The organism is Burkholderia sp. WP9, assembly GCF_900104795.1.
Classification (GTDB): domain Bacteria; phylum Pseudomonadota; class Gammaproteobacteria; order Burkholderiales; family Burkholderiaceae; genus Paraburkholderia.
In genome coordinates, this window is record NZ_FNTG01000001.1 from 156,469 (window position 1) to 170,365 (window position 13,897).

Genomic DNA, 13,897 nt, shown 5'->3' on the forward strand with positions numbered 1-13,897 from the left:
AGCGCGCGCCGACGGAAAGAATTCAGGAATACATTAGCGAGAGCGTTATGCCCAAGCGGACAGACATCAAGAGCATCCTCATCATCGGCGCGGGTCCGATCATCATCGGCCAGGCGTGCGAGTTCGACTACTCGGGCGCGCAGGCATGCAAGGCGCTGCGTGAGGAAGGCTACAAGGTCATTCTCGTCAACAGCAATCCGGCGACGATCATGACCGACCCGAACACGGCCGACGTGACCTACATCGAGCCGATCACGTGGGAAGTGGTCGAGCGCATTATCGCGAAGGAGCGCCCGGACGCGATCCTGCCGACGATGGGCGGCCAGACCGCGCTGAACTGCGCGCTCGATCTGCACGCGCACGGCGTGCTGGAAAAGTACAAGGTCGAACTGATCGGCGCGTCGCCGGAAGCGATCGACAAGGCGGAAGACCGCCAGAAGTTCAAAGACGCGATGACCAAGATCGGCCTCGGTTCGGCCAAATCGGGCACCGCGCATTCCATGGAAGAAGCGCTGCAGGTGCAGGCCGACATCGCCGCGCAAACCGGCAGCGGCGGTTATCCGGTGGTGATTCGTCCGTCGTTCACGCTGGGCGGCTCGGGCGGCGGTATCGCGTATAACCGCGACGAGTTCGAAGAGATCTGCAAGCGCGGTCTCGACCTGTCGCCCACGCGCGAACTGCTGATCGAAGAGTCGCTGCTCGGCTGGAAAGAGTACGAGATGGAAGTGGTCCGCGACAGGAAGGACAACTGCATCATCGTCTGCTCGATCGAAAACCTGGACCCGATGGGCATCCACACCGGCGACTCGATCACGGTTGCCCCGGCGCAAACGCTCACCGACAAGGAATATCAGGTCCTGCGGAACGCATCGCTCGCGGTGCTGCGCGAGATCGGCGTCGACACCGGCGGTTCGAACGTGCAGTTCTCGATCAATCCGAAAGACGGCCGGATGATCGTGATCGAAATGAATCCGCGTGTGTCGCGTTCGTCGGCATTGGCTTCGAAGGCAACGGGTTTCCCGATCGCCAAGGTCGCGGCCAAGCTCGCCGTCGGCTACACGCTGGACGAATTGAAGAACGAAATCACCGGCGGCCAGACCCCGGCGTCGTTCGAACCGACGATCGACTACGTCGTCACCAAGATCCCGCGTTTCGCGTTCGAAAAATTCCGCGAAGCCGATTCGCGTCTGACCACGCAAATGAAGTCGGTCGGCGAAGTGATGGCAATCGGCCGCACCTTCCAGGAGTCGTTCCAGAAGGCGCTGCGCGGTCTCGAAGTCGGCGTGGACGGTCTGGACGAAAAGACCGACAACCGTGACGAGATCATCCGCGAGATCGGCGAAGCCGGCCCGGATCGTATCTGGTACGTGGGCGACGCGTTCCGTGTCGGCATGACGGCTGAAGAGATTTTCGAGGAAACCTCGATCGACCCGTGGTTCCTCGCGCAGATCGAACAGATCATCCTGAAGGAAAAGGCGCTGGCCGGCCGCACACTCGGGAGCCTTTCGAAGGAAGAGCTGAAGTACCTGAAGCAAAGCGGCTTCTCGGATCGGCGTCTCGCGAAACTGCTCGGCGCGAAGCCTGCGGAAGTGCGTCAACGCCGTATCGAGTTGAACGTGCGCCCGGTGTACAAGCGCGTCGACACCTGCGCGGCCGAGTTCGCCACGAAAACCGCTTACATGTACTCGACCTATGAGGAAGAGTGCGAAGCGAACCCGACCAACAACAAGAAGATCATGGTGCTGGGCGGTGGCCCGAACCGGATCGGGCAGGGCATCGAGTTCGACTACTGCTGCGTGCACGCCGCGCTCGCCATGCGCGAAGACGGCTACGAAACGATCATGGTCAACTGCAACCCTGAAACCGTTTCGACCGACTACGACACGTCCGATCGTCTGTACTTCGAATCGCTGACGCTTGAAGACGTGCTCGAAATCGTCGACAAGGAAAAGCCCGTCGGGGTGATCGTGCAATACGGTGGTCAAACGCCGTTGAAGCTCGCGCTCGATCTCGAAGCGAACGGTGTGCCGATCGTCGGCACGTCGCCGGACATGATCGACGCCGCGGAAGACCGCGAGCGTTTCCAGAAGCTGCTGCAGGACCTCGGTCTGCGTCAGCCGCCGAATCGCACCGCGCGCGCCGAAGACGAAGCGCTCAAGCTCGCCGACGAAATCGGCTATCCGCTGGTGGTGCGTCCGTCGTACGTGTTGGGTGGCCGAGCGATGGAAATCGTCCACGAGCCGCGCGACCTCGAGCGCTACATGCGCGAGGCCGTGAAGGTGTCGAACGACTCGCCGGTGCTGCTCGACCGCTTCCTGAACGACGCGATCGAATGCGACGTGGATTGCATCTCCGACGGTGAAGCCGTTTTCATCGGCGGCGTGATGGAGCACATCGAACAGGCTGGCGTGCACTCGGGCGACTCGGCGTGCTCGCTGCCGCCGTATTCGCTGTCGAAGGAAACCGTCGCGGAACTGAAGCGTCAAACGGGCGCAATGGCGAAGGCGCTGAACGTGGTCGGCCTGATGAACGTGCAGTTCGCGATCCAGCAGGTGCCGCAGGCGGACGGTTCGAAAGAAGACATCATCTACGTGCTCGAAGTGAATCCTCGTGCTTCGCGTACGGTGCCGTACGTGTCGAAGGCGACCAGCCTGCCGCTCGCGAAAATCGCCGCGCGTGCAATGGTCGGCCAGACGCTGGCGCAGCAAGGCGTGACGAAAGAGATCGACCCGCCGTACTTCAGCGTGAAGGAAGCCGTGTTCCCGTTCGTCAAGTTCCCGGCAGTCGATCCGGTGCTCGGACCGGAAATGCGTTCGACCGGCGAAGTGATGGGCGTGGGTCAGACCTTCGGCGAAGCCTTGTTCAAGTCGCAACTCGCGGCGGGTTCGCGTTTGCCGGAGTCGGGCACGGTGCTGTTGACTGTGATGGACGCCGATAAGCCGAAGGCCGTCGAAGTCGCACGCATGCTGCACGAACTCGGTTATCCGATCGTCGCGACCAAGGGTACGGCCGCGGCCATCGAAGCGGCCGGTGTGCCGGTCAAGGTCGTCAACAAGGTGAAGGACGGCCGTCCGCACATCGTCGACATGATCAAGAATGGTGAGATCGCGCTGGTCTTCACGACCGTCGACGAAACCCGCGCCGCGATCGCCGATTCGCGTTCGATCCGCATGAGCGCCCAGGCGAACAAGGTCACGTACTACACGACCATGTCCGGCGCGCGGGCCGCAGTGGAAGGTTTGCGCTATTTGAAGGACCTGGAAGTCTATGATTTACAAGGCCTCCACGCTCGCCTAAACTAAGGCTTCGAATACCTGTCCAAGATGTAAGTGCCGCGGTTAAGCGGCGTTCCGCAGGTGCTTGGCACCGGGTTTTGCCCGGCGCTCTGGCCCCCGCGGAATGCACTTAACCGCGGTGATTTTTTTTACGGCTGTTTTTTGCATAGAGTTGTTTATGAGCACTGTTCCATTGACTAAGCGCGGCGCGGAAATGTTGCGCGATGAATTGCAGCGCCTGAAATCGGTTGAGCGTCCCTCGGTGATCAATTCGATCGCGGAAGCGCGTGCCCAGGGCGATCTGTCGGAAAATGCAGAGTACGACGCGGCGAAGGAAAAGCAGGGCTTCATCGAAGGCCGTATCGCCGAAATCGAATCGAAGCTGGCCGGTGCGCAAGTGATCGACCCGTCAGCGGTGGAAGCGGACGGTCGCGTGGTGTTCGGTGCAACGGTGGAACTGGAAGACCTGGATTCGGGCGCGTCCGTCAAATATCAGATCGTCGGCGACGACGAAGCGGACATCGATCATGGCCTGATCTCGATCAGCTCGCCGATCGCGCGTGCCTTGATCGGCAAGTCGGAAGGCGACGTTGCGTCCGTGCAGGCACCGGGCGGCGTGCGCGAATACGAAATCATCGCAGTCAGCTACGTTTGAACGCGCCCCTGGTGCCCCAGATGCCGCATCGATTGTTCCGGTTATTGACGGTGGTGTGGGTCGGTAGTCTGCTGACTATCGGCTATGCCGTTGCACCCGTGCTGTTCAGCTCGCTCGACCGAGTGACGGCGGGCGCGGTCGCGGCGCAACTGTTTCGCATTGAAGGCGTGCTGGGTGCGGTGTGCGGCATTTTGCTGCTCGGTCTTGCGAACGTACTGGTTCGCCGCGGCGGCGATGCCTATCGACGCTTGCGCTGGCTGATCGCCGGCATGCTCGTTTGCGTGCTCGTTGGCTACTTCGCGTTGCAGCCGTTCATGAATGCCATGCGCATCGCCGCGCTCGAAGCGGGCAGCGACGTCGGCCATTCGGCTTATGCGACGCGCTTTGGCATCCTGCACGGCGTGTCGAGTCTGTTTTATCTGATCGAAAGCCTGCTGGGCGTGGCGCTCGTGTGGAAGTTACCTGCGGGCGCAGGTGTTGCGGCGGCGGAGCAAGGTACCCGCAACACAGCGGGCAAGGTCACTGGCTGACGTTGCGAACCAGTGGGGCGCTTCGCAGCGTCTGGGCAAATCGACTCGGCGGCGGTTTCTTTCGCTGAGCACGATGTTGAGCTTGAAAGACGCGTTCGGCAGGCAACGCCGAGATGCGGGACTCGCCCGCACCTCTCATCAATCGCTTATTTCGACGACTGATGCGCGCGCTTCGCGCTGCTTTGGCGCTTCTTGGCGCGCTTGATGTTGCCGCCTTGGGTAACACGTTCATTGCCGCGCACCACGACTGCTTTTGCCTTCGGTTTGCGCATCGGGATTTCGCTGGGCTTGACGACCGTTACGACGCGTGGCGCGCGGCCTTTGCCCGGTTTGGCTTCCACAGCGGCTTCGCGCGCGCTCGGCAGTGCGCCGCGTTTGGCCTTCACCGCCGGCTGTGTGGCTTCCGGCTTCCAGATCACCAGCAGCTTGCCGATATGCTGGATCGGCGCGGCGTTCAGCTTGTCACAGATTTCTTCGTAGATCGCAAGGCGCGCTTCGCGCTCGTCGCCGAACACGCGGATTTTGATGAGCTGATGAGCGCCAAGGTGGACCTTGATCTCGGAGAGCACGGCGTCGGTCAAGCCTTCGGCGCCGACGAGTACGACCGGTTTGAGCGCATGTGCCTGGGAGCGCAACTCGGCGCGTTGGTCGGAAGAGACTTTGAGGGCGGGCATGGAAAGTGGGAGACTCGACTAAAATGGCGGCACCTGCGTTCCCCGGTACAGTCGTTCGATTGACTTGATCGAGGCGATTCGGCAGGGCGGCGCGTCAGAACAACAGAATCGCGGATGGCCGCCAGTTTTGGCGGTGGCCGCGCGAATTAACCGCGTATTATCCGCTAAAGCGTGACATCACGCAGCAAGAGTTCAACGTTTAATGGCAAAAAACAAGTTCAACACCGCGTGGCTGCATGACCACATCAACGATCCGTACGTAAAAATGGCGCAGCGGGAGGGCTATCGCGCCCGCGCGGCCTACAAACTCAAGGAAATCGACGAACAGGACAAGCTGATCCGCCCGGGGCAGGTCATCGTCGACCTTGGCTCGACGCCGGGTAGCTGGAGCCAGTATGCGCGCAACAAACTTGCCAAGGGCGCCCAACGCGACGCCGAGCGCGAAGGCGGGATCGACGGCACGATCATCGCGCTCGACCTGCTGCCAATGGAGCCGGTCGCCGACGTTCACTTCATTCAGGGTGACTTCCGCGAAGACTCGGTTCTGGCGCAACTGGAAGAATTGGTCGGCGAACGTCAGGTAGATCTTGTAATTTCGGATATGGCGCCCAACCTGTCGGGAGTGGCGGTGGCGGATGCCGCGCGAATCGAGCACCTATGCGATCTCGCGCTGGAATTCTCACAAAATCACCTGAAACCGGATGGTGCCCTTTTAGTCAAATGTTTTCACGGCAGCGGTTACAGCCAGATTGTCGAAAAGTTCAAGCATCAGTTCAAGGTAGTGGGGGCCCGCAAGCCGAAAGCGTCGCGGGACAAATCGTCAGAAACGTTTATTTTGGGTAAGCATCTCAAGCGGCCCGCATAGAGGCGCTGCAGGAAGGTTCCGCATCTGCCGTTAATGCGATCACGACTTCAGAAACGGGTGCTGCAATGGCACGCTGTCCTATTTCTGTGGTAGTGAAACCTTATGGCAGGGGTCTGCGGACTGGATTAGAATGCTTTCGTGGTGCCGCAAGGCAAATGTAGGCGCCCGTCTAAGTGAAGGAGTGGTGCTTTGAACAACAATATGTTTTCGAAAGCAGCAGTGTGGCTGGTTATCGCACTGGTGCTGTTTACGGTGTTCAAGCAGTTCGACAAGCCCCGTGTCCAGGAAGGCGTTTCCTATTCGCAGTTCATGGACGACGCAAAGAACGGCAAAGTCAAGAACGTCATTGTCCAGGGGCGGAACCTCACGGTCACTCCAGCAGACGGCCAGAAGTACCAGATCGTGTCGCCCGGCGACATCTGGATGGTCGGCGATCTGATGAAGTACGGCGTTCAGGTGAGCGGCAAGGCTGATGACGAACCCAATGCGCTTGTGTCCGCACTGTATTACCTCGGGCCGACGATCCTGATCATCGGTTTCTGGTTCTACATGATGCGACAGATGCAGGGAGGCGGGAAAGGCGGTGCGTTCTCGTTCGGTAAATCCCGTGCACGTCTGATCGACGAAAACAACAACGCAATCAATTTCACCGACGTCGCCGGTTGCGACGAAGCCAAGGAAGAAGTCTCCGAACTGGTCGACTTCCTGCGCGATCCGCAGAAATTTCAGAAACTGGGCGGCCGTATTCCGCGTGGTGTGCTGCTGGTCGGGCCGCCGGGAACCGGTAAGACGCTGCTGGCACGTGCTATCGCCGGTGAAGCGAAAGTGCCGTTCTTCAGCATCTCGGGTTCGGACTTCGTTGAAATGTTCGTGGGTGTCGGTGCGGCTCGTGTTCGCGATATGTTCGAGCAAGCCAAGAAGCATGCGCCATGCATCGTGTTCATCGACGAAATCGACGCGGTTGGCCGTCATCGCGGTGCCGGCATGGGCGGCGGTAACGACGAACGCGAACAGACGCTGAACCAGATGCTCGTCGAGATGGACGGCTTCGAAGCGAACTCGGGCGTGATCGTGATCGCTGCAACCAACCGTTCGGACGTGCTCGACAAGGCGCTGTTGCGTCCGGGCCGTTTCGACCGTCAGGTGTATGTCGGTCTGCCGGACATTCGCGGCCGTGAACACATCATGAAGGTCCACCTGCGCAAGGTGCCGATTTCGAACGACGTCGATGCAGCAGTGATCGCACGTGGCACGCCGGGCTTCTCGGGCGCCGATCTCGCGAACCTCGTGAACGAAGCGGCCTTGTTCGCGGCTCGCCGCGGCAAGCGCATCGTCGAAATGACGGACTTCGAAGACGCGAAGGACAAGATCTTCATGGGTCCGGAGCGCAAGTCTGCCGTGATTCGCGAAGAATCGAAGCGCGCAACGGCGTACCACGAGTCGGGCCATGCGGTGATCGCCAAGCTCCTGCCAAAGGCTGATCCGGTGCACAAGGTTACGATCATTCCGCGCGGCCGTGCGCTGGGCGTGACGTGGCAGTTGCCGGAGCATGACAACGAAACGTATTCGAAGGACTACCTGCTGGATCGTCTCGCGATCCTGTTCGGTGGCCGCGTTGCGGAAGAGTTGTTCCTGAACCTGATCAGCACCGGCGCGTCGGACGACTTCAACAAGGCGACGCAAACGGCGCGCGCCATGGTGGCCCGCTTCGGCATGACGGATGCGCTCGGACCAATGGTCTACGTCGACGACGAAAACGACGCGACGCCGTTTGGCCGAGGCTTCACTCGCACCATTTCGGAAGCGACGCAGCAGAAGGTCGATGCCGAAATCCGCCGCGTGCTGGACGAGCAGTACAACCTCGCGAAGCGCCTGCTGGACGAGAACCGCGATAAGGTCGAGGCAATGACCGCCGCACTGATGGAGTGGGAAACGATCGACGCCGATCAGATCAACGACATCATGGCTGGCCGTCCGCCGCGCTCGCCGAAAAGCTCGCCGCCGTCGGCAAGCGACGCCTCATCGGGCGGCAGCCCGGGTACCGAGGTCAAGCCGGGTAGCGCAACAGCTCCGGCCTGATCGGCGACCACTAGAAAGTGCGGGCCGGTGTGTTTTCACACCGGCCCGTTTTGCATTTATTCGTTTGCGTGAAGTATCTCCTCGTGTCGAAAGTCGAATTTTCTGCTTTACCAGTTCCGGAACCGTTGCAGTGTGGCCGTTTCAAGCTGACCTTTGAACGCCCGTTGGTCATGGGCATTCTGAACGTCACACCCGATTCTTTTTCCGATGGCGGCAAATACGCGATGCGCGGCGATGCGTTGCGCCAGGCCGAGCGTATGATGCTCGACGGCGCGGACATCATCGACATCGGCGGCGAATCGACGCGGCCCGGTGCGCCGCCAGTGCCGCTCGACGAAGAACTCGAGCGGGTGATCCCTCTCGTCGAGCAATTGCGCGGCGCGAATGTGCCGCTGTCGGTCGACACATACAAGCCTGAAGTGATGCGCCACGCATTGGCCGCGGGCGCCGATCTGATCAATGACATCTGGGGCTTCCGGATGGCCGGCGCAATCGACGCCGTGCGCGACAGCCAATGCGGCCTGTGCGTCATGCATATGCTCGGTGAGCCGCAGACCATGCAACTCGGCGAGCCTCTCTATGATGACGTGGTGAGTGCCGTTCGGGAATTTCTGGAGGAGCGCGTCGCAACGCTTGAACAGGCTGGCATCGCGCGTGCTCGCATCAGCGTGGATCCAGGTTTCGGGTTCGGCAAGGCCGTGGTCGAGCACAATTATGCGCTGCTTGCCCACCTGCCGGATACGGCGCCGCGAGCCGAGCCGCCGTATCCCATTCTTGCCGGCATGTCGCGCAAGTCGATGATCGGCGCGGTGGTGGGGCGGCCGGCGCCTGAACGCGTCGCGGGCAGTATTGCAGCGGCGGTGTGCGCTGCTGAACGGGGCGCTGCGATTCTGCGCGTGCACGACGTCGCGCAAACAGTAGATGCATTGAAAGTCTGGGCAGCCATGCGCGAAGCGGCGAATCACAGTCGCGCGCGCGGCTGAGCCCACAAGCCAAGGAGGAATATAAAACATGGCACGTCGTTATTTCGGAACGGACGGCATTCGGGGCAAAGTCGGCGAAGGACCTATCACGCCGGAATTTGTATTGCGGCTCGGTTACGCGGCCGGCAAGGTGCTGGTGGGCGGGGACCGCTGGGCGAGGACGGGCACGCGGCCAACCGTGCTGATCGGCAAAGACACGCGGGTGTCGGGCTATATGCTCGAAGCGGCGCTGGAAGCGGGCTTCTCCGCGGCAGGTGTGGACGTGATGCTGGCCGGCCCGATGCCGACCCCCGGCATCGCCTACCTCACACGCGCGTTGCGGCTGGCCGCGGGCGTGGTGATCAGCGCGTCGCATAACCCGTACTACGACAACGGCATCAAATTTTTCTCCGCCGACGGCAACAAGTTGCCGGACGAAGTGGAAGCACAGATCGAAGAGCAACTCGATCAGCCGCTGAACTGTGCGGCATCCGAGCAACTCGGCAAGGCACGGCGTCTGGACGACGCGGCGGGCCGCTACATCGAATTCTGCAAGAGCACTTTCCCGGCTGCGTTCGACCTGCGTGGGCTGAAGCTGGTGGTCGACTGCGCGCACGGCGCCGCGTATGACGTCGCGCCGCACGTCTTCCATGAACTGGGCGCCGACGTGATTCCGATCGGTGTTGCGCCGAACGGCTTCAACATCAACGACGGAGTTGGCGCGACCGCGCCGGATGCGCTGGTGCGCGCCGTGCGAGCGAACCATGCCGATCTCGGCATCGCGCTCGACGGCGACGCCGACCGTCTGCAGGTGGTCGATGCCGCGGGCCGGCTCTATAACGGCGATGAGTTGCTGTACATCCTCGTCAAGGACCGTATTGCGACCGAGGGCAAGGTGGAGGGCGCGGTCGGCACCTTGATGACGAACATGGCGGTGGAAGTCGCGCTGCAGAAGGCCGGCGTGAAGTTCGTCCGCGCGGCGGTCGGCGACCGTTACGTGCTCGAACAGTTGCGCGAGCACGGCTGGCAGCTCGGGGCCGAAGGCTCCGGCCATATTCTGTCGCTCGACCGCCATTCCACCGGCGACGGCATCGTCTCCGCGTTGCTGGTGCTGGCGGCCATGAAGCGCAGCGACAAGACGCTCGCTGATCTGCTCGAGGGCGTCACGCTGTTCCCGCAAAAGCTGATCAACGTGCGGATGAAGCCCGACGCGGATTGGAAAGGCAGCGACGTGATTCGCCGCGCCATTGCCAAGGCCGAAGACGCGCTGAACGGCCGCGGCCGCGTGCTGATCCGCGCGTCTGGCACCGAGCCGGTGTTGCGCGTGATGGTGGAAGCGGAAAATGTCGCCGACGCGGTTCATCATGCGGAATCGATTGCCAGCGCCGTGAAGCTGGCTACGGCGTAAGCTGCGCGCCTTATTAGTGCAGCGCGGCGGGACATGGCAATATCGTCCCGCCGCCAAACCCGCCAAACCCGCCAAACCCGCCAAACCCGCCAAACCCGCCAAACCCGCCAAACCAATCGGCGTCATGCGGGCCACATATCTGAACCTTTCCCCACCCCGCCTTCCACGCGCAAACGTTCGCGCCCCATCTTTTTCGTCTAATCTGTAGAACGAAGCCGCCCAGTTCAGCAAAACCGGCAATTCCCCACCCCAAAAGCCTTTCACCCTAGTAATCCCACTGTCACATCCGTTTCACGGTTAGTCACGTTACTGTCACAAAGAGACCCTAAGCTTCGCGGTGTTCGTGTTACTCGCTCACACCGCTCACACCTTGGAGGTCTCATGAAATTGATGCAAACCGTGTTCGCTGGCGTCGCTGGCGCGCTTTTCGCGATCGCAGCGCAAGCCGCAGACATCACCGGCGCGGGCAGCACCTTCGCAGCACCGATTTACACGAAGTGGGCCGACGCCTATCAGAAGTCCGGTGGCGGCAAGGTTAACTATCAGGGTATCGGTTCGTCGGGTGGCGTGAAGCAGATCGTCGCGAAGACCGTCGACTTCGCCGGTTCGGACGCTCCGCTGAAGGACGACGAACTCGCCAAGGAAGGCCTGTTCCAGTTCCCGACGGTGGTCGGCGGCGTGGTGCCGGTCGTCAACGTGCCGGGCGTGAAGCCGGCTGAACTGACGCTGTCGGGCGAAGTGCTCGGCGACATCTACCTGGGCAAGATCAAGAAGTGGAACGATCCGGCGATCGTTGCACTGAACCCGAAGGTCAAGCTGCCGGATACCGACATCGCCGTGGTTCGCCGCGCCGATGGTTCGGGCACCAGCTTCATCTGGACGAACTATCTGTCGAAGGTCAACGCGGACTGGAAGTCGAAAGTCGGTGAAGGTTCGACGGTCAACTGGCCGACGGGCACGGGCGGCAAGGGCAACGACGGCGTTGCAGCCTTCGTGCAACGTCTGCCGGGCGCAATCGGCTACGTGGAATGGGCGTATGCGAAGCAGAACCACATGACGTACGTCGCGCTGAAGAACTCGTCGGGCACGGTGGTCGAGCCGAAAACGGACACCTTCAAGGCAGCGGCAGCAGGCGCGGACTGGTCGAAGTCGTTCTACCAGATCCTGACGAACGAGCCGGGCAAGAACGCATGGCCGATCGTCGGCGCGACGTTCGTGCTGTTGCACACGGCGCAGGACAAGCCGGCGCAAGGAACGGAAACGCTGAAGTTCTTCGACTGGGCATTCAAGAACGGCACGCAAGCTGCGAACGATCTGGATTACATCTCGCTGCCGGATTCGGTCGTGGCGGAAATCCGCACGCAATGGAAGGCAAAGGTGAAGGACGCTTCGGGCAAGGCAATCGCCGAGTAAGTCAGGCGGTCAGCATCAGCAGTACGTAACACGTTGGCCGTCCTCATGTGAGGACGGCCAATGGCTTTAACCCTCGGCATTACCGGCCGCACGACACGTGTCATACGGCAACTGGAAACAGATCCATCAGGCTCTCATGTCCGATATCCAATTAGCGTCCGGCGCGAGCAGGTCGACCCCGCCCGGCAGCGCATCGCAGCAGAAAGCGCCTGGCCGTGCCGGCGACGTGATCTTCGGCGGTCTCGCGCGCCTCGCCGCCGTCATCACCTTGTTGCTGCTCGGCGGCATCATTGTTTCGCTGATCGTCGCGTCCATGCCGTCGATCAGGCAGTTCGGTCTCAGCTTCCTGTGGACCGCCGACTGGGATCCACCCAGCAAGCAATTTGGCGCACTGGTGCCGATCTACGGCACGATCGCCACCTCGATCATTGCACTCATCATCGCGGTGCCTGTGAGCTTCGGCATCGCGCTTTTCCTGACCGAACTCGCGCCCGCGTGGCTGCGCCGGCCGCTCGGTATCGCGATCGAACTGCTCGCCGCGATTCCGTCGATCGTGTACGGCATGTGGGGTCTGCTCGTGTTCGCGCCGATCTTCGCGACGTATTTCGAAAAGCCGCTCGGCGTGGTGCTCGGCGGCATTCCGGTAGTGGGTGCGCTGTTTCAGGGCGCGCCGATCGGCATCGGCATTTTGTGCGCGGGCGTGATTCTCGCGATCATGATCATTCCGTACATCGCCTCGGTGATGCGCGACGTGTTCGAAGTCACGCCGGTGTTGCTGAAAGAGTCGGCGTACGGCATCGGCTGCACGACGTGGGAAGTGATGTGGAAGATCGTGCTGCCCTTTACGAAGAGCGGCGTGATCGGCGGCGTCATGCTGGGTCTCGGCCGCGCGCTCGGCGAGACCATGGCGGTCACGTTCGTGATCGGCAACACCAATCTGCTCGATAACGTCTCACTCTTTTCGCCGGGCAACAGCATTACGTCGGCGCTCGCCAACGAATTCGCCGAAGCGGATCCGGGCCTGCATACGTCGGCGTTGATGGAGCTCGGCCTCATTCTGTTCGTGATCACTTTCATCGTGCTGGCGATCTCCAAAGTCATGCTGCTTCGCCTCGAAAAAGGGGAGGGCGCGAAATGAGCCAGCCCACTTTGAATATGCCGGGTTCGACCGACGCCGCCGCGCTCGAAGCCATGCGCGTGCGTCTGCAAGGCCGCCGCCGCATGAAGAACGCGATCGCGCTGACCATGTCGCTCGCCGCGATGGCGTTCGGCCTGGTGTGGCTGATCTGGATTCTGTACACGACCTTGCGCCTGGGTGTCGGCGGCTTGTCGGTGGAACTGTTCACGCAATCCACGCCGCCGCCTAACACCGACGGCGGTGGCCTCGCCAACGCGATTGTCGGCAGTTTGATGCTGGTTGGGCTCGCCACGTTCGTCGGCACGCCGATTGGCATTCTGGCGGGCGTCTATCTCGCCGAATATGGGCAGAAGGGCTGGCTCGCGAGCATCACGCGCTTTATCAACGACATTCTGTTGTCGGCGCCTTCGATCGTGGTGGGTCTGTTCGTGTATGCGCTGGTCGTCGCGAAGATGGGCCACTTCAGTGGCTGGGCCGGTGTGTTCGCACTTGCCTTATTGCAGATTCCAATTGTGATCCGCACCACGGAAAACATGCTGAAACTCGTGCCGAATGCGCTGCGTGAAGCCGCCTTCGCACTCGGCACGCCGAAGTGGAAGATGGTGCTGTCGATCACGCTGAAGGCTTCCATCGCGGGTATCGTCACCGGTGTGTTGCTCGGCGTGGCGCGTATCGCAGGCGAAACCGCGCCGCTGCTCTTCACGGCGTTGTCAAATCAGTTCTTCTCGATGGACATGGGCCAGCCGGTCGCGAACCTGCCGGTCACGATCTACAAGTTTGCGATGAGCCCGTTCGCGCAGTGGCAATCGCTTGCGTGGGCCGGCGTCTTCCTGATCACGCTCGCGGTGCTGGGATTGAATATCCTCGCGCGCACGATCTTCACGAACAAGTAAGGGCG

General features: G+C 61.4%; 11 protein-coding genes. 10 read left to right on the forward strand and 1 reads right to left on the reverse strand.

Annotation, left to right across the window (positions count from 1 at the left end; all coding sequences use genetic code 11):
* Nucleotides 1-47: 47 nt before the first annotated feature.
* From carB to BLW71_RS00735, 3 genes are all read left to right on the forward strand, one after another.
* Entirely contained in the window at nt 48-3,302 is a 3,255-nt protein-coding gene (gene carB, locus BLW71_RS00725; protein ID WP_091792600.1) for a carbamoyl-phosphate synthase large subunit, read from the forward strand.
* Between the two features lie 151 nt (nt 3,303-3,453).
* Complete coding sequence (gene greA / locus BLW71_RS00730) at nt 3,454-3,930, forward strand: transcription elongation factor GreA (RefSeq protein ID WP_091792601.1); 477 nt, start codon at nt 3,454-3,456, stop codon at nt 3,928-3,930.
* Between the two features lie 20 nt (nt 3,931-3,950).
* Entirely contained in the window at nt 3,951-4,460 is a 510-nt protein-coding gene (locus tag BLW71_RS00735) for a DUF4149 domain-containing protein (protein ID WP_091792602.1), read from the forward strand.
* Between the two features lie 146 nt (nt 4,461-4,606).
* Here BLW71_RS00735 and BLW71_RS00740 read toward each other — a convergent pair whose 3' ends face one another.
* Complete coding sequence (locus tag BLW71_RS00740; protein ID WP_091792603.1) at nt 4,607-5,134, reverse strand: YhbY family RNA-binding protein; 528 nt, start codon at nt 5,132-5,134, stop codon at nt 4,607-4,609.
* 202 nt (nt 5,135-5,336) lie between these two features.
* Here BLW71_RS00740 and BLW71_RS00745 point away from each other — a divergent pair, with 202 nt between their 5' ends.
* The 7 genes from BLW71_RS00745 to pstA all read left to right on the forward strand — a co-directional run bounded on the left by BLW71_RS00745 (nt 5,337) and on the right by pstA (nt 13,892).
* Nucleotides 5,337-5,999, forward strand: coding sequence for an RlmE family RNA methyltransferase (locus BLW71_RS00745; RefSeq protein WP_091792604.1), 663 nt, complete (start codon nt 5,337-5,339; stop codon nt 5,997-5,999).
* Between the two features lie 189 nt (nt 6,000-6,188).
* Nucleotides 6,189-8,078 carry an ATP-dependent zinc metalloprotease FtsH gene (gene ftsH / locus BLW71_RS00750; protein ID WP_006051983.1) on the forward strand — a complete coding sequence of 630 codons (1,890 nt, stop codon included), beginning with the start codon at nt 6,189-6,191 and terminating at the stop codon, nt 8,076-8,078.
* A 170-nt stretch (nt 8,079-8,248) separates the two neighbouring features.
* Nucleotides 8,249-9,061 (forward strand): dihydropteroate synthase, encoded by an 813-nt coding sequence (folP, locus tag BLW71_RS00755; RefSeq protein WP_286161911.1) that lies wholly within the window; start codon nt 8,249-8,251, stop codon nt 9,059-9,061.
* A 28-nt stretch (nt 9,062-9,089) separates the two neighbouring features.
* The gene (glmM, locus tag BLW71_RS00760; RefSeq protein WP_091792605.1) at nt 9,090-10,448 is read left to right on the forward strand and encodes a phosphoglucosamine mutase; all 1,359 of its coding nucleotides are present in this window, start codon (nt 9,090-9,092) and stop codon (nt 10,446-10,448) included.
* A 381-nt stretch (nt 10,449-10,829) separates the two neighbouring features.
* Nucleotides 10,830-11,861, forward strand: coding sequence for a phosphate ABC transporter substrate-binding protein PstS (pstS, locus tag BLW71_RS00770; RefSeq protein WP_091792606.1), 1,032 nt, complete (start codon nt 10,830-10,832; stop codon nt 11,859-11,861).
* A gap of 136 nt (nt 11,862-11,997) precedes the next feature.
* A complete protein-coding gene (gene pstC / locus BLW71_RS00775; RefSeq protein ID WP_091792607.1) occupies nt 11,998-12,999 on the forward strand; it encodes a phosphate ABC transporter permease PstC in 1,002 nt (333 codons plus the stop codon).
* The gene (gene pstA, locus BLW71_RS00780) at nt 12,996-13,892 is read left to right on the forward strand and encodes a phosphate ABC transporter permease PstA (RefSeq protein WP_091792608.1); all 897 of its coding nucleotides are present in this window, start codon (nt 12,996-12,998) and stop codon (nt 13,890-13,892) included. The genes pstC and pstA overlap by 4 nt, the downstream gene beginning before the upstream one ends.
* The last annotated feature ends 5 nt before the right edge of the window (nt 13,893-13,897 follow it).

Coding starts and splice junctions, on each gene's coding strand:
- BLW71_RS00740 (WP_091792603.1), bottom strand. CDS start 5,134: ATGCCCGCCCTCAAAGTCTCTTCCGACCAACGCGCCGAGTTGCGCTCC.
- BLW71_RS00745 (WP_091792604.1), top strand. CDS start 5,337: ATGGCAAAAAACAAGTTCAACACCGCGTGGCTGCATGACCACATCAAC.
- carB (WP_091792600.1), top strand. CDS start 48: ATGCCCAAGCGGACAGACATCAAGAGCATCCTCATCATCGGCGCGGGT.
- BLW71_RS00735 (WP_091792602.1), top strand. CDS start 3,951: ATGCCGCATCGATTGTTCCGGTTATTGACGGTGGTGTGGGTCGGTAGT.
- glmM (WP_091792605.1), top strand. CDS start 9,090: ATGGCACGTCGTTATTTCGGAACGGACGGCATTCGGGGCAAAGTCGGC.
- pstS (WP_091792606.1), top strand. CDS start 10,830: ATGAAATTGATGCAAACCGTGTTCGCTGGCGTCGCTGGCGCGCTTTTC.
- folP (WP_286161911.1), top strand. CDS start 8,249: ATGGGCATTCTGAACGTCACACCCGATTCTTTTTCCGATGGCGGCAAA.
- greA (WP_091792601.1), top strand. CDS start 3,454: ATGAGCACTGTTCCATTGACTAAGCGCGGCGCGGAAATGTTGCGCGAT.
- pstA (WP_091792608.1), top strand. CDS start 12,996: ATGAGCCAGCCCACTTTGAATATGCCGGGTTCGACCGACGCCGCCGCG.
- pstC (WP_091792607.1), top strand. CDS start 11,998: ATGTCCGATATCCAATTAGCGTCCGGCGCGAGCAGGTCGACCCCGCCC.